This window comes from Diaphorobacter sp. (genome assembly GCF_050251835.1).
Classification (GTDB): Bacteria; Pseudomonadota; Gammaproteobacteria; order Burkholderiales; family Burkholderiaceae_C; genus JBFXIE01.
Map to the genome: position 1 here is coordinate 24,607 of NZ_JBFWLZ010000019.1, position 23,116 is coordinate 47,722.

A 23,116-nucleotide genomic window follows, 5' to 3' on the forward strand; every position below is an offset into this window, starting at 1 on the left:
GGGCGCCCATACGCAAACGGGCGCTTTTTTGTTTCTAGCGACTCCGTGTCGGTCACATGCTCAAGCGTTTCTTATTTTTTTTACTGTGCCAGGGGATTGGCGGCTCGCTAGGTTGGTTAGAGGCGGGGTCTTGGGGCGCCTGTATCGGCGCTTCTCTTGCTGCGTGGGCGTGGTTCTCCTGGGATTTGTGGCGCGGGGTTCGCGTAGTCAACTGGCTTCGTCATGGCGATTTGGCCCAGGCGCCCCGTCTGAGCGGCATGTGGGGCGAGGTGGCCGACCGCGCGCGGCGGTTGGTGCGGCAGGGCCAGGCGCAGGCGCGGGCCGGCGATGCTCGGCTCCAGGAGATTCTGGAAGCCTTGCAGGCCTCGCCCAACGGCGTGATGCTGCTGGATGCCGAGGGGCACATCGAATGGTGCAACCAGATGGCCGAGCAGCATTTCGGCATCAATGCGGAGCGCGACAGGCTGCAGTCGATCGGTAATCTGGTGCGCGACCCGGAGTTCAGCGCTTATTACGCTACCCGCAACTTCACGCATGACTTGGTGCTGCAGGGCCGAGACAGTACGCCCTCGCGGCCGGTTCGTATTTCCGTGCACTTGCATCCCTATGGAGATGGGCGCAAGCTGATGCTGTCGCGCGATGTCACCGCGTTGGAGCAGGCGGATGCCATGCGCCGAGACTTTGTGGCCAATGTCTCGCATGAGATTCGCACGCCTTTGACCGTGTTGATGGGCTTTGTCGAAACCTTGCAGACGCTGCAACTCAGCTCTGACGAACAGTCGCGCTACTTGCGCATGATGTCGCAGCAGGCGGAGCGCATGCAGAAATTGGTGCAGGACTTGCTTGCGCTTTCGCGGCTGGAGGGTAGCCCTCTGCCGGGCATGCATGAATGGGTTGCGGTGGCACAACTGCTGCATTACTGCGAGGAAGAAGCCAGGGCGCTATCGGCCATGCTCAATCAGGGCGATGAGGAGCGACAGCATCAGATCGTGTTTCCGACGTCCGAACAGGCGCAGGCTGCCGGGCAGATCGCCGGTATTGCGGCGGAGTTGCAAAGCGCTCTGGTGAATCTGGTCAACAACGCCGTGCGTTACACGCCGCCGGGAGGCCGCATTACCGTCGCCTGGGACGTGCTGCGGGATGGCGGCGCACGTTTTTCTGTCACTGACACAGGGCCTGGCATCGAGCCGGAGCATTTGCCCCGCATTACCGAGCGTTTTTACCGTGTGGATCGCAGCCGTTCGCGTGGCACGGGAGGTACGGGGTTGGGTCTGTCGATCGTCAAGCATGTAGTGCAACGCCACGGGGCAACCCTGCACATTTCCAGTGAAGTGGGCCAGGGCTCGATATTCAGTGTTGACTTTCCGGCTGCGCGCTTGCGAGCGCCCGAACGGAGCGAACAGTGCGCCAGTGCTGGCGTCACTGACGTGCTTCGGGGCGCGTCTGCAGTCTGAGTACCCACTGCAACAGCGCACCAAACACCAGCGCGGTGATGCCCAGGGCGGCAGCGCTGGCTGCCCAGAATGTCACTGGCGAGGGCTGGGGCTCCCAGCCCGGCCACCCTTGATAGGCCAGCACATAGCCGCCATACAGCCCGACGCCCCACAGCAGCACGCCATACACCACCAGTGGCGCCAACGTAATGCGGTAGCTGCGCAGCACAAAGATGCACAGCGTTTGCACCGCGTCGGCCACATGGTAGGCAGCCACCCACGCCAGGAGTGCCGCAGCCAGCGCCACTACGGCGTCGTCGCCCGAATAAAGCGCGGCCAGCCTGTCTTTGGCCACGAAGAGGGAAGCCGCTAGCACGCATCCCATAACTGTTGCAAGCCAGAAACCCCGGAGTGCAACGGCGGCAGCGCGGCGCTCATCGCCAGCGCCGCGCCAAAAACTCACCCGCGCACTGGTGGCAATACCGAGCGAAAGCGGCACCATGTAGAGCACTGCGCCGAGGTTGGCGGCAATCTGGTGCGCGGCAGACGCTAGCGCGCCTTGGCGCGCGATGAAAAGGGCCATTAGAGTGAACGAGGTGACCTCTACCAAAATGGCCAGTCCGGCAGGAAGCCCCAGCCGCAGAAAGCGCGCCAACTGCGCCCAGTCTGGCCGTTCCATCGAGCGCCACAGTGCCAGCGGCGCGTACATGGCATGACGGCGCAACATCATCCAGCTGACCAGCAGCAGGCCGTAGTTCACTGCCAGTGTCGCCCATGCGCAGCCCGCAGCTCCCTGGGGCGCCAAGCCCCCGCCGCCGAAGGTGAGCCAGATTGACAGCGGCACCTTCAGGGCCAGCGACCCCACCTGCAGCCAGGTGACCAATTGCGGGTGGCCCAGTGACTGGTTCAGGGTGCTGTAGATGCGAAAAAGCAGTGCCGGCGGCAGACCCAGGGCCAAGATGGCCAGATATCTGCTCACCTCGGCGTGCAATGCCGGCGGCACGTCAGTCCAGTGCAGGATGGGGCCGGGCGACAGCAGCACTGCCATGCCCAGCACGCTGGCGGTGGCGCACAGGTACAGCGACTGGCGCACACTGGCCCCCAGGGCCGCTTGCGCGTTGGCGCCGCGCTGCTCGGCCCACACGGGCAGCAACGCTTGCAGCACGCCCATCAGCGCCACATACACGCTGACGAACACGGCCGAACCGATGGACAGGGCCGCCAGCGACTCTGGGGCATGTCGGCCGGCCACGATGGTGTCCGTCACGCCAAAAGCCATCACCGCCAGCTGACCCGCCAGCACCGTAAGCGCGTGGCGTGAGATGGTGGACAGGTCGGACATGGTCTCAGACCCTTAGCCTCTCAGGGCCGGTTGCCCGCGCGCCGTAGCACCAGAAGGACGTCGTTGCGGTCTGTGGGGCGCTTGACGCGGGCGACAAGGCGCCATTGTGCGGCGGGCAGCAGGGTATCCAGGGCGGGCCCCAGATCCGCATCTACGACCGCCCAATCGCACAGGTGCTGCTGCGACACAGTCGCCACGCGCAGCTGGCCGTGATAAGCCAGCGCAGCGATCTGCGCGCGCGTCAGGCTGTAGCCCGCCACACAGCCTTGCTTGTCGGTAATGGCCGCGGCAACGCCAGCCACTTGCGGTTCCAGACTGCGGCCATAGTTCAACAGCGGCAGCCACAGTGTCATCAGCAGCAGCCAGCCCAGCGTCGCGCCGCTGGCGGGCAGCACCAGGCTTTTCCAGATGACGGCCCGGTTGCGTGCTGCGCGCCAGTACACCAGAGCGCACCAGGCAGCCGTGGCGGTCAGCGCCACGCCAAAAGCCAGTGCACTGAAGCCAGGCTCGTAGCCTGGCGCCAGCCGGGCCACGTTGGCGGCAGGTTTGGCGGGCACGCCCGTTTGCACCGCCAGCCAGATCACCCAGATGGCGATGGCCGATGCGCTGAAGAACAGCAGCGTGAACCAGTCGATCAGCGCCGCAATGCTGCGCCGCAACGTGGGCAGGGCAAACGCCGCCAGGGTTGCCAGGGCAGGCAGGCCCAGCAGCAGGCTGCGGTCGGCGGGCTGGGTGGTCAGCGTGGCGCCAACAGTGACCAGCACAAAACACAAAGGAAGCAATAGGTGGCGGTGGTATTCGCGGCTGGTGATCTGGCGGCGCCAGCGCCACAGGGTCCATAGTGCGAGCGGCCAGGCCGGCCAGCTGAACCAGATGAACAGGCGCAGCAGGCCCTGCCATTCACGGGCGTAGTCCATGCTGGCAATGCGCCAGCGCCACAAGTCCAGCTGCAGGGCCAGCACAGCGGCGGCCAGCGTCAGGGCCGCCAGCACGGTGGTGGCAGTGGTGCGCAGGCGTGCCTCAGTGCTGCGGGTGCTGCTCCACACTAGCCAGGTGCAGCCCAGTCCCAGCAGCGTGGCCAGCATAGGCGCACCGCTGAGCACCAGTCCGAACAGCCCGGCTGCGGCGCACGCCACTGACCATGCCATGCGCCGGGGCATGGCGGCGCCAGCAAAGAACAGCAGCGAAGTGCTGGCCAACTGGGTGAGATGGCTGGTGGTTTCGTGGGATAGCTGGGCCAGGCCCAGGCAGGCGATGAGAGCCAGCAGGCCTGCATCGGCCAGGGCTCTGGCGTAGTCGGCAGGCTGCGCCTCGCCGCCAAAGGCAAAAGCCACGGGTTGCGCGCCAGGGCTGCGCGCCAGGTAGTACACGCCGTACCAGGTGGCCACCAGCGTGATCAAAAGCAATGCCATGAAAGGAGTGCGGGCGGCAAGCTCGGCAGCCACCCAGCCGTCCAGTAGCTGGATGGCCCAGGCGCCCAGCCACAGGGGGAGCAGTTCGTCGCCATCGGGCGGCATGCCTGCCAGCAGGGGGTGCATCCAGGCCGTGTGGCCCAGGGCCAGTTCGCGCATGTAGCCAAACGATGCCATGTCCGAATTGCGCCAGGGCGCACGTCCGACAAAGCCTGCGATGGCGTATGCCAGACACAGCAACACAAGCGCCCAGCGCGGCAGGGGCCGCACGGCGCTTTGGGGGACGATGGCGGGGGTGGGGTGGCTCACGCGATGTAGTGCTTTGTGTGGGGATGAAGGCAATGGCAAGGCAGCAACAAAAAAGGCAGCGCGGTAGTGCCGGGCTGCCTTTGGTGCGAAGGTGCGTGCGCCGCGCTTCGGCTGGCACTTTCGCGCGGGCCCTCGCAGCAAGTTGCGGGGCCGCGTCGTTTACTTTGCTGCGGTCTTGCCGAAGCGGTTGCGGAAACGCTCCACGCGGCCACCCATGTTGTCCACGGACTTTTGCGTGCCGGTGTAGAACGGATGGGACTCGGACGAGGTGTCCAGCTTGTACAGCGGGTATTCCTTGCCCTCGAAGGTTTCGGTTTCCTTCGTGTTCACGCACGAGCGGGTCACGAACTTGAAACCGTTGGACAGGTCCACGAACAGCACTTCGCGGTAGTTGGGGTGAATGCCTTCTTTCATGATCTTCCTTTTTGAGTCAGCTGCGGTAGCCGCGCCAGCCTATTCCGGCGTACTTTCCGCAAAAAAGCCCGCAATTATCGCACAGCAGCTTTCTCACGCCATGCTGCTGATGGTGCGGCGAAAGCGCGCCAGCGCCAGCGCAAACAACACCGCGCCAATGGCGACCAGCCACAGGAACCTGGGCCACACCACATCCAGCCCTGCGCCGCGATACAGGATGGCCTGGCCCAGCTCGACAAAGTGGGTGGTGGGTGCCAGCGCCATCAGGTATTGCAGTGGCTCGGGCATGCTCTCGCGCGGCGTGGTACCGCCCGAGAGCATCTGCAGCGGCAGTATCACCAGCACCATCAGCAGCCCGAACTGCGGCATGCTGCGTGCCAGCGTAGCCATGAAGATGCCCATGGAAGTGGTGGCAAACAGGTGCAGCGCCGCGCCGGCCAAAAACAAGACCATCGACCCGCCAATGGGCACATGCAGCAGGCCCTGCACCACAAACACCAGCGACGCCGCGGCGGCCAGCAGCACCACCAGAGCCATGGACCAGACCTTGGCCAGCATGATCTCGACAGGCGTGACGGGCATGACCAGCAGGTGCTCGATGGTGCCGTGCTCGCGCTCGCGGATCAGGGCGGCGCCGGTGAGGATGATGGACAGCATGGTCACGTTGTTGATGACTTCCATCAGGCTGCCGAACCAGGACTTGTCCAGCGTTGGGTTGAAGCGCATGCGCAGCGCCAGATCCACGGGGGATGCACCGGTGCCGCGCACGCGTTGCATGAATTCGGTCACCTCGGCTATCACGATCTGCTGTATGTAGCTGCTGCCCGTGAAGGCCTGGCTCATGCGTGTGGCGTCCACGTTCAGTTGCACCTCGGCGCCGCGCCCGGACAGCACGTCCTGCTGAAAACGCGGCGGAATGTTGAGCACAAAGGTATAGCGGCCCGCGTCCATGCCTGCGTCCATCTGCTGCGTGGTGATGATCTGGGGCGGCAAAAAGTGCGGCGGGTAAAAAGCGTTGATGATGCGCTGCGACAGCTGCGATCTATCTTCGTCCACGATGGCAATGGGCGCGGTGTTCAGCGTCTCGGGCAGGGCCTTGGCTGCCGTATAGACCGCTGCGGTGAACACATAAACGATCAGCACCAGCATGGCCGGGTCACGCAGCAGGCTCCACAGCTCTTTGACGCCCAGGCGGTAGATGTTGAGCAGACGGCGGCGCATGGGCTCAGGCGTCCTGTTTTTTGAGCAGCGCAATGGCCACTAGCGTGATCACCGGCACCGCGGCCGCCAGCGCCAGCATGGGCTGCTGCAGGTCGCCCAGCTGCAGCGCCTTGCTGAAGACGCCGCGGCTGATGGTGAACATGTGGGTGGCCGGATACACGTTGCCAATCGTGCGCGCCGGGCCTTCCAGCGACGACACCGGGTCGGTCAGCCCCGAAAACTGCACCGCCGGGATCAGCGTGCCGATCATGGCGAAGAACATCGCCGCAATCTGGCTGCGCGTGACGGCGCTTGCCAGCAGCCCCAGCCCGGTGGCGGCAAAGCTGTAGAGCAGCGCAGCCAGCGCCAGCGCGGCAAAGCTGCCGGTGATGGGCACGCCAAACACGGTCACGGCCATCAGGCTCATCAGCACAAAGTTCAGCATGGCCAGCGCCACGTAGGGCAGTTGCTTGCCCAGTAAAAATTCGGTGCGCGTCACGGGTGTGACGTACAGGTTGAGGATGGAGCCCATTTCTTTTTCGCGCACCACCGCCAGCGCCGTGAGCATGGCTGGCAGCATCAGCAGCAGCAGCGGGATGACGGCCGGCACCATGGCGGGTAGGCTGCGCACGTCGGGGTTGTAGCGAAAGCGTGTTTCCATGGTGACCAGCGCCGTGGCGCGCTGGCCCGTGCGCTCGTACAACTGCGACACCAGCCAATGTTGATGCATGCCCAGCACATAGCCTTGCACCGTTTCTGCGCGCATGGGCATAGCGCCATCCACCCAGGCGCCGATGGCTGTGCTGCGCCCGCTGAGCACGTCGCGCCCAAAGCCCGGCGGTATCTCGATGGCCAGCGCCAGCTCGCCGCTGCGCATGCGCTGATCCAGCTCGGCATGGTCTGCGATGGGTGCGCGCTCCACAAAATAGCGCGAGCCCGACAGCGCATTCACGTAGCCGTGGCTCACCGTCGTCTGGTCGCGGTCGAGCACGGCAAAGCGCAGGTTCTCTACATCCATGCTGATGCCAAAGCCAATCACCACCAGCAGGATCAGCGAGCCCGCCAGCGCCAGCGTGGCGCGTACCGGGTCGCGGCGCAGCTCCAGGTTTTCGCGCCACAGGTAGCTAAGCATGCGCTGCAGGCTGAATGCGTGGCGCGTGGTTGCTACTCTATTTGTAGCTGCTGGCGATTGCTTTACCTGGGTTGGAGACGGTTTTTTATCTGAAACTGCCGCATGGGCTGCGCCGCCATCTGGCGCAGAAGTGCTGGACGATGCGCCCGAGGCCTCCAGCAGGTAACCAATAAACGCCTGCTCCAGCGTGGCTGCGCCGCGCCGGGCCATCAGGGCTGCGGGCGTGTCGCTGTCCAGCACCTGGCCAGCGTGCATCATCGACATGCGGTCGCAGCGCTCGGCCTCGTTCATGAAGTGGGTGGATATGAAGATGGTTACCCGGTCGCGGCGCGACAGCTCGATCAGCAGGCGCCAGAAGGCGTCGCGCGCCACCGGATCCACGCCCGATGTGGGCTCGTCCAGAATCAGCAGTTCGGGCCGGTGCACCATGGCCACCGCCAGCGACAGCCGCTGGCGCATGCCCAGCGGCAGGCTGGCGGGCAGGCTGGCGGGCAGGCTGGCGCGCACATCCTCCAGGCCAAAGCGCTGCAGCATTTCGTCCACGCGGCTGGGCACCTGTTCTTCAGGCACATGAAACAGGCGCGCGTGCAGCACCAGGTTTTGCTCCACCGTCAGCTCGCCATACAGCGAGAACGCCTGCGACATATAGCCCACGCGCCGGCGTGTGGCCATGTCGTGCGGGTCCACCTCATGGCCGAACAGCCAGGCGCGCCCCTCGCTGGCAGGCAGCAGGCCGGTCAGCATCTTCATGGTGGTGGACTTGCCGCAGCCGTTGGAGCCTAAAAAGCCAAAAATCTCGCCGCGGCGGATGCGAAAGCTCACGCTGTCCACCGCCACAAAGTCGCCAAAGCGCATGGTCAGGCCCTGCGCCTCGATGGCGATGTCGTCGTCGCCCGCCTGCAACGGCTCTATCACCACCGGGCTGTGACCGCGTTTTTTGGCCTCGGGCAACAGGGCGATGAAGGCGGCTTCCAGCGTGTCGGTGTCAGCGCGCGCCAGCAGCTCGGCCGGCGTGCCTGCGGCCAGAATGGCGCCGTCGTCCATCGCCACCAGCCAGTCAAAGCGCTGCGCCTCGTCCATGTAGGCGGTGGCGACGATCACGCTCATGTGCGGGCGCGCGGCGCGGATGCGCGCAATCAGCTCCCAGAACTGGGCACGCGCCAGCGGGTCCACGCCAGTGGTGGGCTCGTCCAGGATGAGCAGATCGGGGTCGTGGATCAGCGCGCAGCACAGCCCCAGCTTTTGTTTCATGCCGCCTGACAGCTTGCCTGCAGGCCGCGCCAGAAAGGGGTGCAGCCCCGTGCTGTGCGTCAGCGTATCGATACGCTTGCGCCGCTCGGCCGCACCGTGGCCAAACAGGCGCGCAAAGAATTGCAGGTTTTCCTCGACCGACAGCGTGGGGTAGAGGTTTTTGCCCAGCCCCTGCGGCATGTAGGCAATGCGCGGGCAGATGGCGTTGCGGTGCGCGGTGCTGCGCATGTCGCCACCCAGCACTTGCACGCTGCCCTGTTGCAAACCGCGCGCACCGGCAATCAGCGACAGCAGGCTGGATTTGCCCACGCCGTCTGGTCCGATCAGGCCCACCAGGCGACCGCGCGGCACGTCCAGAGTGATGCCGCGCAGGGCCACGGCTTTGCCGTAGCTCAGATGCACGTCGTGCAGGCTGACCGCGGGGGCTGCAGTCAGCAGGGGGTGGGGTGTGTGCCGTTCTTGCATGTGCCGGGCTTTGTGCCACCGTGGCGCGCAGCGTCACGGATCATGGGGCCGCGGTTTTGCGCAGGTGCTCGGGCCAGTCCTGCGCGGGATCCAGCCGGACCCAGGCCATGCCGGGCAGGCCAGTCTTGACTTGCTCGCGGTACTGGCGCAGAAGCTGCGCAGCGATGCGCGCCTTTACGCGGAACATGAGCTTTTGCCGCTCGCTGGCGGTTTCCACCGTCTTGGGCGTGAACTGCGCGGTGCTGGCCACAAACGACACCTGGGCCGGTATCACGTACTGCGGCGCAGCGTCCAGCACGATGCGCACTTCGCTGCCCAGGGCCACTCGGCCAGCCACAGTTTCGGGCAAAAAGAAGCTCATGTACACATCGGTCAGATCCACCAGGTTGAGTACCTTGCCGCCCGCGCCCAGCACCTCGCCTGGCTGGGCCAGTAGTAGCTGCACGCGGCCCTCGCGGGGGGCGATGAGCTGGCTGTCTTGCAGGTCGGCCTCGATGCGCTGCACTGTGGCCTCGGCGGCGCGCACGGCCGATTGCGCGCTGTCCACCTGCGTGCGCGCCGCCTGGATGGCCGCCTGCGCTGCCTGCGCCTGGGCTTGCGCGGCTTTTACCGCCGCCTGCAGACCGCGCACGCGCGCGCGGTCATCGTCCAGTTCTTGCAAGGGCATGGCGCCTTGGCGCGCCAGGGTGTCTGCGCGCGTGGCGCGCCGCTGCGCGGCATCCAGGTCGGCCTCGCGCTGCACGATCTGCGCCTGCGCAGCCGCGTGCTCGCTTTCGCGCAGCGCCACCTGGGCGCGGGCTGCGGCAACGGACTGGCGCGCCTGATCCATCCCGGCCTGGGCCTCGCGGCGCTGGGCCAGCAGGCTGTCCACCTGCATGCGCGCCAGGGGCTGACCTTGCTGCACGAAGTCGCCTTCCTGCACCAGCACTTCGGCCACGCGGCCAGCGTATTTGGTGGCGATGTCCACCTCGGTGGCCTCGATGCGTCCATTGCCGCCCGCCAGGCCGTTGTCTTGTTGCTTTGCGCTCCATTGCATCCATGCATAAGCGCCCGCGAGTGCAAGGATCAGAACCGCGGACACCAGCATCACTAAGGCGGCGGGGCGCTTGCGCGCTGTGGATGAGCTGGGCTGATTGCTGGGTGAAGCTCGTGTCATGCTTTCCAAGTATGCCGACCCCGCGTGTCAGTGTCATGGCGTCGTGCAAAAAAAAGCCCCGTCCTCAGCGGGGCCTGGCGGGGCAGCGCGGCCTCAGCCGCCGCGGCGCATGGCCTCGAAGAAGTCCACGTTGGTCTTGGTCTCCTTCATCTTCTTGATCATGAGTTCCATGGACTCGATCTCGTCCATGTTGTACATGAACTGGCGCAGGATGCGGGTTTTTTGCAGGATCTCGGGGGGCAGCAGCAGCTCTTCACGGCGCGTGCCGCTCTTGTTGAGCTCGATGGCGGGGAACACGCGCTTTTCGTACAGGCGGCGGCTCAGGTGGATTTCGCAGTTGCCCGTACCCTTGAATTCTTCAAAGATCACCTCGTCCATGCGGCTGCCGGTGTCCACCAGCGCCGTGGCGATGATGGTCAGCGAGCCTCCTTCTTCCACCTTGCGCGCCGCGCCAAAGAAGCGCTTGGGGCGCTGCAGCGCGTTGGAGTCGACACCGCCCGACAGCACCTTGCCGCTGGAGGGCACCACGTTGTTGTAGGCGCGGGCCAGGCGGGTGATGGAGTCCAGCAGGATCACCACGTCTTTCTTCAGCTCGACCAGGCGTTTGGCGCGCTCGATCACCATCTCGGCCACATGCACGTGGCGCGCGGCGGGCTCGTCGAAGGTGGATGCAATGATCTCGCCCTTGACCGAGCGCTGCATCTCGGTCACTTCCTCAGGGCGTTCGTCCACCAGCAGCACCATCAGGTGCACGTCGGGGTTGTTGGCCGTGATGGCATGGGCGATGTGCTGCATCATCACCGTCTTGCCGCTCTTGGGCGGCGCAACGATCAGCGCGCGCTGGCCGCGGCCGATGGGGGCAATGATGTCGATGATGCGGCCGGTGATGTTCTCATCGCCCTTGATGTCGCGCTCCAGCTTCATCTGTTCCTTGGGGAACAGCGGCGTGAGGTTCTCGAACATCACCTTGTGCTTGTTCTGCTCGGGCGGACCGCCGTTGACCTTGTCCAGCTTGGTCAGCGCGAAATAGCGCTCGCCGTCCTTGGGGGTGCGCACCTCGCCTTCGATCATGTCGCCGGTGTGCAGGTTGAAGCGGCGCACCTGGCTGGGGCTGATGTAGATGTCGTCGGTGCTGGCGGTGTAGCTGGTGTCGGGGCTGCGCAGAAAGCCGAAGCCGTCGGGCAGGATCTCAAGCACGCCGTCGGCAAACACCTGTTCGCCCGCCTTAGCGCGCTTTTTGATGATGGCGAACATCAGCTCCTGCTTGCGCATGCGGCCGCCGTTTTCGATTTCGAGTTCTTCGGCCTGCTTGAGGACTTCAGACACGTGCAGTGCCTTGAGTTCGTTAAGGTGCATGGAATGACTCCAGAGCGGAGTGGAAACAAATCTGTGTGAGGGGAGGGGCTGCGTGCCGTGCGGGCCAAGGGTGATGGCGGACCGGGCGAGCCGTTGACCTGAGACCAGCCGCTGGGTGGAGGTGCGGCGGGGAGGGCGGCGCCGATTATGGCAGGTTTTTTTTACGCAGCAGAAGGTGTTTGCGCTGCAAGCCCATCCGGGCAGAACGCCGGCCGCGGGTGCGCAGGCGGCCGGCAGGGGCTTTTAGGGGGTGGTCAGCCCAGTTGCTGATCGATGAAGGCCGTCAGCTGCGCCTTGCTCATGGCGCCGACCTTGGTGGCGGTCAGCTCGCCGTTCTTGAACAGCATCAGCGTGGGAATGCCGCGAATGCCGAACTTGGCGGGGATTTCGCGGTTTTCGTCCACGTTCATCTTGGCGATGGTCAGCTTGCCCTGGTAGGCGCTGGCCACTTCGTCCAGCACGGGGGCAATCATCTTGCAGGGGCCGCACCATTCGGCCCAGTAGTCCACCAGCACCGGGGTGTCGGCTTGCAGCACGTCGGCTTCAAAGCTGGCGTCGGAGAGATGTTTGATGAGTTCGCTGGCCATGGGGCGTTCCTTGGTTCCTTGTGTGGGCAGAGCATGCTGCCGATACGTTTACAGTCCAAATATTGTGACAGAAACCCAATCCCTCCTCATGCCTGTGGCTGGTGCCTGCAATGCTATGACGGCCATAGCAAACAACGATCTGGACAGCGGTGGCGCGCCATGCTGGCAAGCCGTGTTCGAGCGCGTGCAGGCCTGGGCCGGCGGGTGCGGCGCGCACATGGCCAGCGCAGTGGTGTTGGTGCCTTATGCCCAGCTGATGGCGCACGCGCGCCGCGAATGGCAGCGTGCCTATCCACAGGGTTTTGCCCCGCGTTTCGAGACCACGCGCAACTGGGCGCGGCAGCTGGGCGCGCCGCTGCCCGAGGGCAGCGAATACGCGGGCGACATGGCGCGCGACGCCCTCACCGCGCGCGCCCTGCTGGAGCGCGCGGGCCTGGCCGAGCAGCGCGAGGTGCTGGCCACCCCGCTGCTGGAGATGGCCGCGCAGCTGGCCGCCGTGGTTGCCGCCGTGCCGCCGGATGGCCGTGCCGCCTGGGCTGATGCGGCCCGCGCGCTGCTGCCGGCGGCCGGCGACGGCGGCGCCCTGCGGCTGGAGGCGGCTGCCGCACACATTGCGCTGGAATGGGTGCTGGCCTCGCCCCATGCAAGCGACGTGCTGTTCTCGCCCGGCGTGCGCGCTGCCGTGCCCTTGCTGATGGTGGTGGAAGGCTTTCAACCCGACCCGCTGGCGCGCGCCCTGGCCGCGCACTGGGGCGATGCCGCCTGCACCGTGGCTTTGCCGCAGGCGGTGACTGGCGCGCCGACCGTCCCTGCCGCGCTGCATGCCGTGGCCGATGCCGAAGACGAGGCCCAGCGCGCCGCCGCCTGCGTGCTGGCGCACCTGGCGCAAGGGCGCGCGCCCGTGGCGCTGGCGGCCAACGACCGCGCGCTCACCCGCCGCATCAGCGCGCTGCTGCACAGCGCGGGCGTGGCCGTGCATGATGAAAACGGCTGGCTGCTGTCCACCACACATGCCGCCGCCCGGCTGATGGCCGCGCTGCACGCCTGCGCCTGGGACGCCACGTCCGACGCCGTGCTCGACTGGCTCAAGCAATTGCCCGCGCCCGACGCCGCCGCGCTGCGCGCGCCGGGAGTCTCTCGAACTTGCAGCGCCGAAAGCGAAAACCGAAGGTTTCACCAAAATCGGCCCCAGCGAGCACAGTTTTCGCCGGATTTGCAGCCCAATAGCCGAGCTATTGGGCAAGAAGACGGTGAAAAATGGGCCGCTGCGGTCGATTTGCAGCCGGCGACTTCCAAGTCCGAGAGGCTCCTGGAGCACTGGCTGCGCCGCACTGGCGCCGGGCGCTGGTCTGGCGCGGCGGCGCAGCTGCAGGCTGGCGCGGACCGGCGCCCCGCCGAGGCAGCGCTGGCCGCCCAGGTGCAGGCCTGGCGCGCGCCCCTGGCCGCGGCACGCCCACTGGCCGAGTGGCTGCAGGCGCTGCGCGTGCTGCTGCAGGACTGCGGCCTGTGGGACGGCCTGCAGCAAGACCCGGCCGGTGCGCGCGTGCTGACCGAACTGCGCTTGCCCGAAGGCCTGCAGGCCGACCTGCAGGACATGGAAGGCGCAGGTGCCCGCATGGGCCTGTCGGATTTCACCCGCTGGGTGGGCGAGGTGCTCGAGTCCGCCCGCTACCGGCCTGAATACCTGAGCGACGCGCCCGTGGTCGTGCTGCCGCTGGCGCAATTGCTGGCGCGCCCGTTTGCCGCGCTGGTCTTGCCCGGCTGCGACGAAAAGCGCCTGCAGGCCGCCCCCGAGCCGCCCGGCCCGTGGACGCAGGCGCAGCGCGAAGGCCTGGGCCTGCCCACGCGCGACCTGCTGGCCGCCGCGCAGCGCGCCGCGTGGAGTCACGCCCTGCGCACGCCGCGGGTGGACATCCTGTGGCGCATGGGCGACGAAGGCGGCGAGCCCCTGCTGCCCAGCCCGCTGGTGCAGGCCTTGCAGCTGGACGGCGTGTGCAGCAACGGTGCCGACGCGCGCGTGGCACGCACCGTGCCCGCCGCGCCCACGCAGCGCCCGCTGCCGGTGGGCGCGCAGTTGCCGGTGCTGCGGCTGTCGTCATCGGCGTATGCCGACCTGCGCCACTGTCCCTACCGGTTTTTTGCGCTGCGCCAACTGCAGCTGCAGGAAGACGACGAGCTGGACGCGGCGCTGGACAAGCGCGACTTCGGCACCTGGCTGCACGCCGTGCTGCAGCACTTTCACGAAGCGCTGCGCGATACGCCTACCGCCGACGGCGCGGCGCGCAACGCCCTGATGGACCAGGCCGCCGCCCGCGCCACGCGAGAGCTGCAGCTGCCCGAAGGCGACTTTCTGCCCTACGCCGCGGGCTGGCCCGCGCTGCGCGGCGGCTACCTGGACTGGCTGGCCCAGCATGAAGCCACTGGCGCCAGCTTTCGCCAGGCCGAACTGCGCGCGCGCCAGCCGCTGGGCGCGCTGGAACTGGTGGGCACACTGGATCGCGTGGACGCGGTGCACCCGCCCGGCGGCGGCGAGCCCCTGCCCCTGGTGATCGACTACAAAACCGAGAGCGATGCGCTCACCCGCGGCCGCATCAAGGCCGGGGCCGAAGACACGCAACTGGCCTTCTATGCGGCCCTGCTGCAGGACGACACCCTGCGCGCCGCCTACGTCAACGTGGGCGAGCGCGGTGAAACCCGCCTGCACGAACAGGACGACGTGGTGCAGCTGCGCGACCTGCTCATCGAGGGCATCACGCACGACATGCAGCGCATTGCCGCGGGCGCCTCGCTGCCCGCGCTGGGCGAGGGCAGCGTTTGCGACTGGTGCGCCGCACGCGGCCTGTGCCGCAAGGATTTCTGGAATGAGTGAATTTGTCCCGGTGGGCGCCGTGCAAGCCGCCTACGAACACAATGGCCAGCCCGTCAGCCGCGAGGCGTTTTACGCCATCGCCTGCGACCCCGCACGCAGCGTGGCCGTGGAGGCCTGCGCCGGTGCGGGCAAGACCTGGATGCTGGTCTCGCGCATGCTGCGCGCGCTGCTGGACGGCTGCGCGCCGCATGAGATTTTGGCCATCACCTTCACCAAGAAGGCCGCGGGCGAGATGCGCCAGCGCCTGCAGGAATGGCTGCAGGAGTTTTCCAGCAAGCCGCTGCCCGAGCTGGAGCGCGAACTGACTGCAAGAGGAATCAGCCCCCAGCACGCGCAGGACAAGCGCGAGCAGCTACAAAAACTGTATCGCCAGACGCTGGATGCCGGCCGCCCGGTGCAGATTCGTACTTTTCATAGCTGGTTTGCCGCGCTGCTGGGCACGGCGCCGCTGTCGGTGCTGGAGCAGCAAGGCCTGCCCGCGCATTACGAGTTGCTCGAAGACGACGCCGAGGCGGTGCGCGAAGTCTGGCGCCCGTATCTGGCCGCCGTGGCGCAGGATGCGCAGTTGCGCGCCGACTACCAGGCCAGCGTGGCGCTGCACGGCCGGTCGCAGACGCACAAGGCGCTCGAAGGCGCGCTGGCCAAGCGTGTTGAGTTCACACTGGCCGACGAGGCGGGCGCGGTGGATGCGTCCATCCCGCACTTTGGCGCACATTTCGGCGCGCAGTACCCGCACCTGGCGGGCCTGTCCGACCCGGCCGGCGCCCTGGCCAGCGACGCCGCACGCCAGCGCTGGCACGCCTGGGCCAAGGCGCTGGGCGCCGAGTCGAACAAGACCCCGCAAAAGGCCGCCAATGCCATCATCGACGCCTGGCTGTGCGACGACCTGGGCCAGCGCCTGGACATGCTGCGCAAGGCCTTCTTCGTGGCCGCGCAGGACCGCCTGACCAACCACCTGCAGAAATACCCCGCCGCACAGGAGGCCGAGCCCGAACTGCAGCTGCTGTGCGCCGCGCGCCGTCAGCACCACGCCTGGCAGCACCAGCAGCGCATGGCGCGGCTGGCGCGCGCGCTCATTGCGCAGTTTGCACAGCTCAAGCGCGAGCGCGGCTGGGTGGACATGAACGACGTGGAGCGCACCGCGCTGGTGATGCTGTCCGACCCCATCCTGTCGGGCTGGGTGCAAGAGCGCCTGGACGCGCGTGTGCGCCACCTGCTGGTCGATGAGTTCCAGGACACCAACCCGCTGCAATGGCAGGCGCTGCATGCCTGGCTGGCGGGCTACGCGGGCGCGGGCGGCGGCGCCAGCGGCCAGCGCCCGCCCAGCGTGTTCATCGTGGGCGACCCCAAGCAGAGCATCTACCGCTTTCGCCGCGCAGAGCCGCAGGTGTTCAAGGCCGCGCAGGCTTTCGTGCGCCAGGGCCTGGGCGGCGACCTGCTGGCCTGCGACCACACGCGGCGCAACGCCACCGGCGTGATTGCCGCGGTCAACCAGGCCATGCAGGCGGCCCAGGCGTTGGGCGAGTACGCGGGCTTTCGGGACCACACCACCGAATCCAAGGAGGCAGGCCAGCTGCTGCGCCTGCCTGCGATCGTCGCCCCGGACGATGCGGACGACGGTGCGGACACCAGCGCCGCCCCCGCATGGCGCGACAGCCTGACCGAGCCACGCCACGAGGCCGAGCAAACCCTGCGCATGGCCGAGAGCGCCCAGGCCGCGCAATGGGTGGCCGCGCAGATCGCCGCGGGCACCGCGCCGCAAGACATCATGGTGCTGGCGCGCAAGCGCGACCGCCTGGCCACCATGCAAGACGCGCTGCGCGCCCTGCACATCCCTTGCGTGCAGCCCGAAAAGGCCGACCTGGGCGACGCGCCCGAGGTGCAGGACGTCGTGGCGCTGCTGGATGCGCTGGTGTCCCCCGGCCACAACCTGTCGCTGGCGCGCGCGCTCAAGTCGCCGCTGTTTGGTGTGAACGACGAAGCGCTGGTGCAGCTGGCGCTGCTGGCCCGCCAGGACGCGCATGCCCAATGCAGCTGGTTTGATCTGCTGCAAAAAAGTGAGCTGCTAGCGCCTGATATACAAGAGCTAGGGCCTGATTTGGCTCTGTATAAGCATTGGGTGGACACGCTGCCCCCGCACGACGCGCTGCACGCCATCTACCAGCACCGCGACGTGCTCGCCCGCTTTGCCGCCGCCGCGCCTGCCACGCAGCGCGCCAGCGTGCTGGCCAACCTGCGCGCGCTGCTGGCCGCCGCGCTGCAACTGGGCGGGGGGCGCTATCTGACCACCTACGCCTTCGTGCGCGCCATGAAGCGCCCCGGCATGCGCGCGCCCGGCCGGGTGGATGCGCAGGCCGTTCGCCTGCTCACCATTCACGGCGCCAAGGGGCTGGAGGCCCACAGCGTGCTGCTGCTGGACACCGACGCCCGCGCGCAAAAGGCCGAGACCATGGGGGCCCTGGTGGACTGGCCGGGAGAGCAGCCCGCGCCCTTGCGCTTTGCCTTTCTGGCCAGCGAGACCAACCCGCCGCCCAGCGCCGTGGACCTGCTGGCGGCCGAGCGCGCAGAGCGCCAGCGCGAAGAACTCAACACCCTGTACGTGGCCATGACCCGCGCCAAGCACTGCCTGGCCCTGTCGGCGGTGCAATCCGGCACGGCCACCCCCGGCAGCTGGTGGAACCGCCTGGCCGCCAGTGTGCAGGACGCGCCCGTGCCGCCAGCCGCGCAGGACGGCGCCGCGCAGGACCGTGCCGCCGTCACCCTGCCGCAACTGCCGCCCTACCAGGCGGGCGCCGCCGCAGGCACTGCCGAAGCCGACCAGGGCGGCCGCACAGGCGAGGCCGGCCCGCCCGTCACCACCGCGCAGTCGCGCCAGGGTGAGGCCATGCACCAATTGCTGGAGCAGGCCGGCGTGACCGGCATGCCCCCCGAGGGCGGCGGCTGGCCCGCGCGGCGTCTTGCACAGCTGGCGCGCGACTTTGACATCACCCCAGACGCCGCCGCGCAGGCCGCCGCCATGGCGCGGCGCATCCTGCAGGGCGAGGGCGCCTGGGCCTGGGACGCGGCGCAGGTGGAGCTGGCCGTCAACGAAGCGCCCCTAGTGCATCAGGGCCAGGGCCTGCGCCTGGATCGCCTGGTGCGTCTGCACCAACCGCGCCAGGGCGCACGCTGGTGGGTGCTGGACTACAAAACCGCAGCCACCCCCGAGCGCCAGCCCCAGCTCATCGCACAACTGCAGCGCTACCGCCAGGCCGTGCAGGCGCAGATGCCGGGCGAAGCGGTGGGGGCCGCGTTCTTGAGCGGGGATGGGCGGCTGGTGGTTCTGGAAGCTGGCTGACCGCCCCGGCGGCTGGCCTCAGGCCGCGTAAACCGATGCGTCCTGTGCGGGCGTGTCCTGCGGTGCATCGGCACAGCCCGCCAGCATGGCCATCCAGGCATCGTGCCCGCCGCGCAGCGGCAGCGCGTTGGCAAAGCCCATGCGGCGCAGCGCCTGGGCGGCGCGGATGGCGCTGGCGTCTTGCGGGCAGGCGCACAGGGTGACGATGGCCGCGTTGCGCGGCCAGTCGCGCACCTGGTGGGCCAGACGGCGCAATTGGGCCGCGTGGGCCTGGGCGATGGGGGCGCTGGCGGCCAGCGCCGGCCCGCGCAAGTCCAGCAGGCGCGGCGGCGTGGGTGATGCCAGCGCGGCACGCAGGGCGGGCGCGTCGATGTGCGGCATGGTGGCCCAGCGCAAAAAGCGCTGGCGGCGCCACAGCTTGCTGCCCAGCCACAGCGCCAGCACGGCGGCCAGCCCCATCAGCGCCAGCGGGCCGTGCGTGCGCATCAGCGCCAGCGCGTGGGCAACCTGCTCGCGCAGCAGCCAGCCCAGCGCCAGCGCGCTGCCCGCCCACAGCGCCGCGCCGCCTGCGGCGGACAGGGTGAAGCGAACCACCGGCATGCCCGACAGCCCGGCCACTGGCGCCGCCACGGCCGAGAAGCCGGGCACGAACTTGGCCACCAGCAGCGCGGGCGCGCCCCAGCGGGCAAAGCGCTGCTCGGTCTGTGTCACGCAACTGCCGGGGTTGATGGACAGGCGGCACAGCAGCGCCAGCACCTTGTAGCCGTAGCGGCGGCCCAGCAGGTACCACAGCCGGTCAGCCACCATGGCGGCGGCCACGGCCGCTGCCAGTGCGGCTGCCAGCTGCAGCCAGCCCGCGGCCAGGCTGCCGGCGATCAGCAGCGTGGGCCACACGGGCACGGGCATGCCCAGCTGTTGCAGCAGCACGTTGCCAAAGACCAGCCAGGGGCCGTATTGCGCAAAAGAGGTGGTCAGCGCGGAGTTGGTCATGGTGCCCAGGGGATGGGGGGCGCCTCCAGGCGCGGGCCATTGAAGCCGCGCACTTCGCCAAAGCGCGCGCTGCCGGCCTGCCAGTCGCGCTGCGCCTGGGTGATGTAGGGCTTGCCGTGGCCGACAAAATTCCACCAGAGGGTGATGTCGTCCGGAAACGGCTCGCCGCCGATCAGCAGGGCGCGCGTGCCGGCGGGCAGCGCCAGTTGCAGCGCCGTGCCGCCGGGCGGCAGGTACAGCAGTTCGTCGGCCGCCAGCGCCTGGCCTTGCGCGGTGGCGGGGCCGGTCAGCGGCATCAGGCCGTATTCAAACGCGGGGTTCAGCGCCAGCGTGAGTGCCGCATCCTGTGGCGCGAACCAGTCCACGCCCACCAGCGGCGTGTGCACCTGCACGGGTGAGCGCCGGCCGGCATGTGCGCCGACCAGCAGCACCGCCTGGGCGCCGCCTTCGGTCCAGCGGGGCAGGTCGGGGTAGTGTTCAAAGCGCGGCGCCATGTCGGCCACGCCCGCGGGCAGGGCGATCCACAGCTGGGCGGTGTGCAGGCGGGATTCGCCGGCGGGCGACTCTTCGGTGTGCGATATGCCGTGGCCGGCGGTCATCAGGTTGACCTGGCCGGGGCGGATCAGCTGCTCGTTGCCCAGGCTGTCGCGGTGCAGCACCTCGCCCTCCAGCATCCAGGTGAAGGTCTGCAGCCCGGTGTGCGGGTGCGGGCCCACGCGCAGGCCGTCGCCGGGCGCAAACTGGGCCGGTCCGGCGTGATCCAGAAAGCACCACGCGCCAATGGTGCGCCTGAGCCGCGACGGCAGCGTGCGCGCCACCGGCACGCCGCCGCCAATGTGGGCTGTGCGGGCGGGGATGCGGATGAAGGGGTCTGTCATGCAGTTCTCCGGCGGCGGGGCTGTGGATTGTGGTGCAAAAAAGGCGGCAGCCCTTTATTCACAAGCGCAAGCAGCTATTGAAAATATAGCTGCCGCGTGGGTGGCTGCAATGCCCGCAAGGTCTGTGATGGTCGATTTATTGTATTGTAGGTGTTAATAAAACATGGATAAACAGCCATTTATCACCAAATAATCCTGCAATTGGAACGATGGAGCGGGGTGAGCAGGGCCTTTTGAGCCAGTGCGAGGCCAGAGCTTGCCAGATCAGGCCGGTTTGGCGCTGCGCAGCGCTTGCGCGCATCAAAATCAAGCGTCAAAACACCCTCAAGCCCTTATAAATCAAGCGTAAGCAGCTATCAAATCAAAAGCAACCGGAGCTTTGCAGTGCAAGACCTGAACGACCTGGCCTATTTCGCCCATGTGGCCGAGCATGGCGGTTTTGCCGCCGCTGAACGCGCCACGGGCATCCCCAAATCCAAACTCAGTCGGCGCCTGGCTGAGCTGGAGGAGCGCCTGGGCGTGCGCCTCATCCAGCGCAGCACGCGCCGCTTCGCGCTGACCGACATCGGCCAGCGCACCCTGCAGCACGCGCGCGCCATGCTGGCAGAGGCCGACGGCGTGCAGGCCCTGGTGCACGAGCAGGTCAGCGCGCCGCGCGGCACGGTGCGCCTGTCGTGCCCGCCCGCGCTGTTGCAGCACGCCGTGGGCAGCATGCTGGCGGGCTTTCTCAACGCCTGGCCGCAGGTGCGGCTGCAGGTGCAGGCCACCAACCGCAATGTCGATGTATGGCACGACGGCGTGGATCTGGCCGTGCGCGTGCGCGCGCCCGACGCCGACCTGCCGCAAGACGAAATCGTCAAGCCGCTGGCGCGCAGCCCGCATGTGCTGGTGGCAACGCCAGGCCTGCTGGCCGCTGCCGGGGCCGATGGTGCGCCCGCAGCACCCGTCACCCCTGCGGATCTGGCCCGGCTGCCCACGCTGGGGCTGGGCAACTCGCCCGACGAAAGCCTGTGGCGCCTGACGGGGCCGGCCGGCACGCAGGCGGATGTGCCCATCACGCCGCGCCTGGTGGCCGACGACATGAGCGCGCTGCTGTGCGCCGCGCTGGCAGGCGTGGGCTGCGCCGCACTGCCGCGCATGATGGTGCACGGGCCGCTGGCACGCGGCGAGCTGCTGGAGCTGCTGCCCGGCTGGGCTCCGGCGCCCGGCCTGGTGCAGGCGGCATTTGCCAGCCGCCAGGGCATGCGGCCGGCGGTGCGTCAGTTGCTGGAGGCGCTGTCCAGCGGCTTTGAAGCCCTGGTGCGTGACGGCCGGTGCGTGGAGCTGGCGGCGCGGCGGTGACGCGGTGGGTCCGTCGAAAAGGCATGGATTGCTGCGGCGTGGGGCAATGACGGTGAGCTTGGTGGGATGATCGGCGCATGACTTTTGCAATGCCTGATTCCTCCGGTTCTTCCCGCGCGCTGGCGTGCGACCTGGCCATCATCGGCGGCGGACCGGCAGGTCTGATGGCTGCCGAGGCGGCCGCCGCCGCGGGTGTGCGCGTACATGTGCTGGATGCCATGCCATCGGTGGGGCGCAAGTTCTTGCTGGCGGGCAAGGGCGGGCTCAACCTCACGCATTCCGAGCAGCACACGCTTTTTGCCAGCCGCTACGCCGGGCGCCAGCCGCAGATCGAGCCGCTGCTCCAGGCGTTCGGCGGGCCCGAGCTGCGCGCCTGGGCGCAAGGGCTGGGGGTGGACACTTTCGTGGGCACGTCGGGCCGTGTGTTTCCGACCGACATGAAGGCCGCCCCCTTGCTGCGCGCCTGGCTGCAGCGCCTGCGCGGGCAGGGGGTGCAGTTTCACATGCGCCACCGCTGGCTGGGCTGGATGGATGACGGCGCGTTGCGCTTTGCCGCGCCACCGGGCGATGTGCGCGTCGCCGCCCGCGCGGTGGTGCTGGCCCTGGGCGGCGGCAGCTGGGCGCGCCTGGGATCGGACGGCGCGTGGGTGCCGCTGCTGGCGCAGCGCGGTGTGGCCCTGGCGCCGCTGCGCCCGTCCAACTGCGGTTTTGACGTGCTGCGCGCCGATGCGCCAGCGGGCGAGACGCGCCGCGCCTTCCTGCAAGAGCTGCTGGGCCGCACGCCTGCGCCGCCCGTGGGTTGGACGCCGCACTTCGCCGAGCGCTTTGCCGGCCAGCCGTTCAAGACGGTGGCGCTGCGCTTTACCGACAGCCAGGGCCGCAGCTTTGATCGGCGGGGCGAGTTCGTCGCCACGGCCACGGGTGTGGAGGGCAGTCTGGTCTATGCCGCGTCGCAGCTGCTGCGCGACGAGATCGTGGCCCACGGCCATGCGACTTTTCACCTGGATCTGCTGCCCGACCACGCGCCCGAGCGGGTGCTGATGGAGGTGCGCCACCCCCGCGGCTCGCGCAGCCTGTCCAGCCACCTCAAGAGCCGTCTGGGGCTGGACGGCATCAAGGCGGGCATCCTCTACGAGCATCTGGGCAAGGAGGGTATGGGCGACCCGGTGGCAGTGGCTCACGCCATCAAGGCGCTGCCGATCACCGTGGTGGCTGCCCGCCCGATTGACGAGGCCATCAGCACCGCGGGCGGCGTGGCGTTTGAGGCGCTGGACGAGCACCTGATGCTGCGCGCGCTGCCCGGCGTGTTCTGCGCGGGCGAGATGCTGGACTGGGAGGCGCCCACGGGCGGCTATCTGCTCACGGCCTGCTGCGCCACGGGGCGCGCGGCGGGTGAGGGCGCGGCGCGGTGGCTGGCATCGCTGTCGGGCGCCGATTGTCGGCGCAGCTGATGCAGGCGCGTGATCGGCACGTGAACCGCAGTGAAGGGCGCCTGATGCGTGTGGCCGATGCGGGCCGCAGCCGTGTCGCCGCGGGCCGGGCGCGGCAGCTCGTCAGGGCCCGTCGCGCCGCACCAGCGCCACGCCGCGCTCTTCGCGCAGTACGGTCACGGGCGGCTGGGCTCTCAGCCGGTCGGTGCGCGTG

Annotated in this window: 15 protein-coding genes; 5 read left to right on the top strand and 10 right to left on the bottom strand. The window is 68.1% G+C overall.

The window, feature by feature from the left end:
• The first annotated feature begins 56 nt into the window (after positions 1–56).
• Positions 57–1,454, top strand: a complete 1,398-nt coding sequence (gene phoR / locus AB7E35_RS08535) for a phosphate regulon sensor histidine kinase PhoR (protein ID WP_428163416.1) — start codon at positions 57–59, stop codon at positions 1,452–1,454.
• Here phoR and AB7E35_RS08540 read toward each other — a convergent pair.
• The 8 genes from AB7E35_RS08540 to trxA form a co-directional block, all read right to left on the bottom strand.
• A complete protein-coding gene (locus AB7E35_RS08540) occupies positions 1,420–2,775 on the bottom strand; it encodes an MATE family efflux transporter (protein WP_428163415.1) in 1,356 nt (451 codons plus the stop codon). The two genes, phoR and AB7E35_RS08540, sit on opposite strands and share 35 nt — an antisense overlap.
• 20 nt (positions 2,776–2,795) lie before the next feature.
• Positions 2,796–4,496, bottom strand: coding sequence for a hypothetical protein (locus AB7E35_RS08545; protein ID WP_428167411.1), 1,701 nt, complete (start codon positions 4,494–4,496; stop codon positions 2,796–2,798).
• A gap of 159 nt (positions 4,497–4,655) precedes the next feature.
• Positions 4,656–4,910, bottom strand: coding sequence for a type B 50S ribosomal protein L31 (locus tag AB7E35_RS08550; RefSeq protein ID WP_011805569.1), 255 nt, complete (start codon positions 4,908–4,910; stop codon positions 4,656–4,658).
• Positions 4,911–5,003: 93 nt separating this feature from the next.
• Positions 5,004–6,131 carry an ABC transporter permease gene (locus AB7E35_RS08555; RefSeq protein WP_428163413.1) on the bottom strand — a complete coding sequence of 376 codons (1,128 nt, stop codon included), beginning with the start codon at positions 6,129–6,131 and terminating at the stop codon, positions 5,004–5,006.
• 4 nt (positions 6,132–6,135) lie between these two features.
• The gene (gene rbbA, locus AB7E35_RS08560; protein ID WP_428167412.1) at positions 6,136–8,958 is read right to left on the bottom strand and encodes a ribosome-associated ATPase/putative transporter RbbA; all 2,823 of its coding nucleotides are present in this window, start codon (positions 8,956–8,958) and stop codon (positions 6,136–6,138) included.
• A 40-nt stretch (positions 8,959–8,998) separates the two neighbouring features.
• Positions 8,999–10,045 carry an HlyD family secretion protein gene (locus tag AB7E35_RS08565; protein WP_428163411.1) on the bottom strand — a complete coding sequence of 349 codons (1,047 nt, stop codon included), beginning with the start codon at positions 10,043–10,045 and terminating at the stop codon, positions 8,999–9,001.
• 162 nt (positions 10,046–10,207) lie between these two features.
• The gene (gene rho, locus AB7E35_RS08570; protein WP_428163410.1) at positions 10,208–11,470 is read right to left on the bottom strand and encodes a transcription termination factor Rho; all 1,263 of its coding nucleotides are present in this window, start codon (positions 11,468–11,470) and stop codon (positions 10,208–10,210) included.
• Positions 11,471–11,724: 254 nt separating this feature from the next.
• The gene (gene trxA / locus AB7E35_RS08575; protein WP_428163409.1) at positions 11,725–12,057 is read right to left on the bottom strand and encodes a thioredoxin TrxA; all 333 of its coding nucleotides are present in this window, start codon (positions 12,055–12,057) and stop codon (positions 11,725–11,727) included.
• Positions 12,058–12,172: 115 nt separating this feature from the next.
• On the opposite strand from trxA, the gene AB7E35_RS08580 reads away from it, so the two are divergent.
• Complete coding sequence (locus tag AB7E35_RS08580; protein ID WP_428163408.1) at positions 12,173–14,926, top strand: PD-(D/E)XK nuclease family protein; 2,754 nt, start codon at positions 12,173–12,175, stop codon at positions 14,924–14,926.
• Entirely contained in the window at positions 14,919–18,263 is a 3,345-nt protein-coding gene (locus AB7E35_RS08585) for a UvrD-helicase domain-containing protein (protein ID WP_428163407.1), read from the top strand. Before AB7E35_RS08580 ends, AB7E35_RS08585 begins: the two co-directional genes overlap by 8 nt.
• Positions 18,264–18,281: 18 nt before the next feature.
• On the opposite strand, the gene AB7E35_RS08590 is transcribed toward AB7E35_RS08585, so the two are convergent.
• On the bottom strand, positions 18,282–19,253 hold the full coding sequence (locus AB7E35_RS08590) for a VTT domain-containing protein (RefSeq protein WP_428163406.1): 972 nt from the start codon (positions 19,251–19,253) through the stop codon (positions 18,282–18,284).
• Complete coding sequence (locus AB7E35_RS08595) at positions 19,250–20,131, bottom strand: pirin family protein (protein ID WP_428163405.1); 882 nt, start codon at positions 20,129–20,131, stop codon at positions 19,250–19,252. The genes AB7E35_RS08590 and AB7E35_RS08595 overlap by 4 nt, the downstream gene beginning before the upstream one ends.
• Positions 20,132–20,515: 384 nt before the next feature.
• Between AB7E35_RS08595 and AB7E35_RS08600 the strand changes: the two genes are divergently transcribed.
• Positions 20,516–21,472, top strand: a complete 957-nt coding sequence (locus AB7E35_RS08600; RefSeq protein ID WP_428163404.1) for a LysR substrate-binding domain-containing protein — start codon at positions 20,516–20,518, stop codon at positions 21,470–21,472.
• Positions 21,473–21,561: 89 nt separating this feature from the next.
• Positions 21,562–22,923 carry a TIGR03862 family flavoprotein gene (locus AB7E35_RS08605; RefSeq protein WP_428167413.1) on the top strand — a complete coding sequence of 454 codons (1,362 nt, stop codon included), beginning with the start codon at positions 21,562–21,564 and terminating at the stop codon, positions 22,921–22,923.
• The last annotated feature ends 193 nt before the right edge of the window (positions 22,924–23,116 follow it).

Excerpts from the sequence above, each read along its gene's own strand:
- rbbA (WP_428167412.1), bottom strand. The coding sequence starts at position 8,958 with ATGCAAGAACGGCACACACCCCACCCCCTGCTGACTGCAGCCCCCGCG.
- AB7E35_RS08585 (WP_428163407.1), top strand. The coding sequence starts at position 14,919 with ATGAGTGAATTTGTCCCGGTGGGCGCCGTGCAAGCCGCCTACGAACAC.
- AB7E35_RS08555 (WP_428163413.1), bottom strand. The coding sequence starts at position 6,131 with ATGCGCCGCCGTCTGCTCAACATCTACCGCCTGGGCGTCAAAGAGCTG.
- AB7E35_RS08550 (WP_011805569.1), bottom strand. The coding sequence starts at position 4,910 with ATGAAAGAAGGCATTCACCCCAACTACCGCGAAGTGCTGTTCGTGGAC.
- AB7E35_RS08590 (WP_428163406.1), bottom strand. The coding sequence starts at position 19,253 with ATGACCAACTCCGCGCTGACCACCTCTTTTGCGCAATACGGCCCCTGG.
- AB7E35_RS08565 (WP_428163411.1), bottom strand. The coding sequence starts at position 10,045 with ATGCTGGTGTCCGCGGTTCTGATCCTTGCACTCGCGGGCGCTTATGCA.
- AB7E35_RS08580 (WP_428163408.1), top strand. The coding sequence starts at position 12,173 with ATGACGGCCATAGCAAACAACGATCTGGACAGCGGTGGCGCGCCATGC.
- AB7E35_RS08540 (WP_428163415.1), bottom strand. The coding sequence starts at position 2,775 with ATGTCCGACCTGTCCACCATCTCACGCCACGCGCTTACGGTGCTGGCG.
- trxA (WP_428163409.1), bottom strand. The coding sequence starts at position 12,057 with ATGGCCAGCGAACTCATCAAACATCTCTCCGACGCCAGCTTTGAAGCC.
- AB7E35_RS08595 (WP_428163405.1), bottom strand. The coding sequence starts at position 20,131 with ATGACAGACCCCTTCATCCGCATCCCCGCCCGCACAGCCCACATTGGC.
- phoR (WP_428163416.1), top strand. The coding sequence starts at position 57 with ATGCTCAAGCGTTTCTTATTTTTTTTACTGTGCCAGGGGATTGGCGGC.
- rho (WP_428163410.1), bottom strand. The coding sequence starts at position 11,470 with ATGCACCTTAACGAACTCAAGGCACTGCACGTGTCTGAAGTCCTCAAG.
- AB7E35_RS08605 (WP_428167413.1), top strand. The coding sequence starts at position 21,562 with ATGCCTGATTCCTCCGGTTCTTCCCGCGCGCTGGCGTGCGACCTGGCC.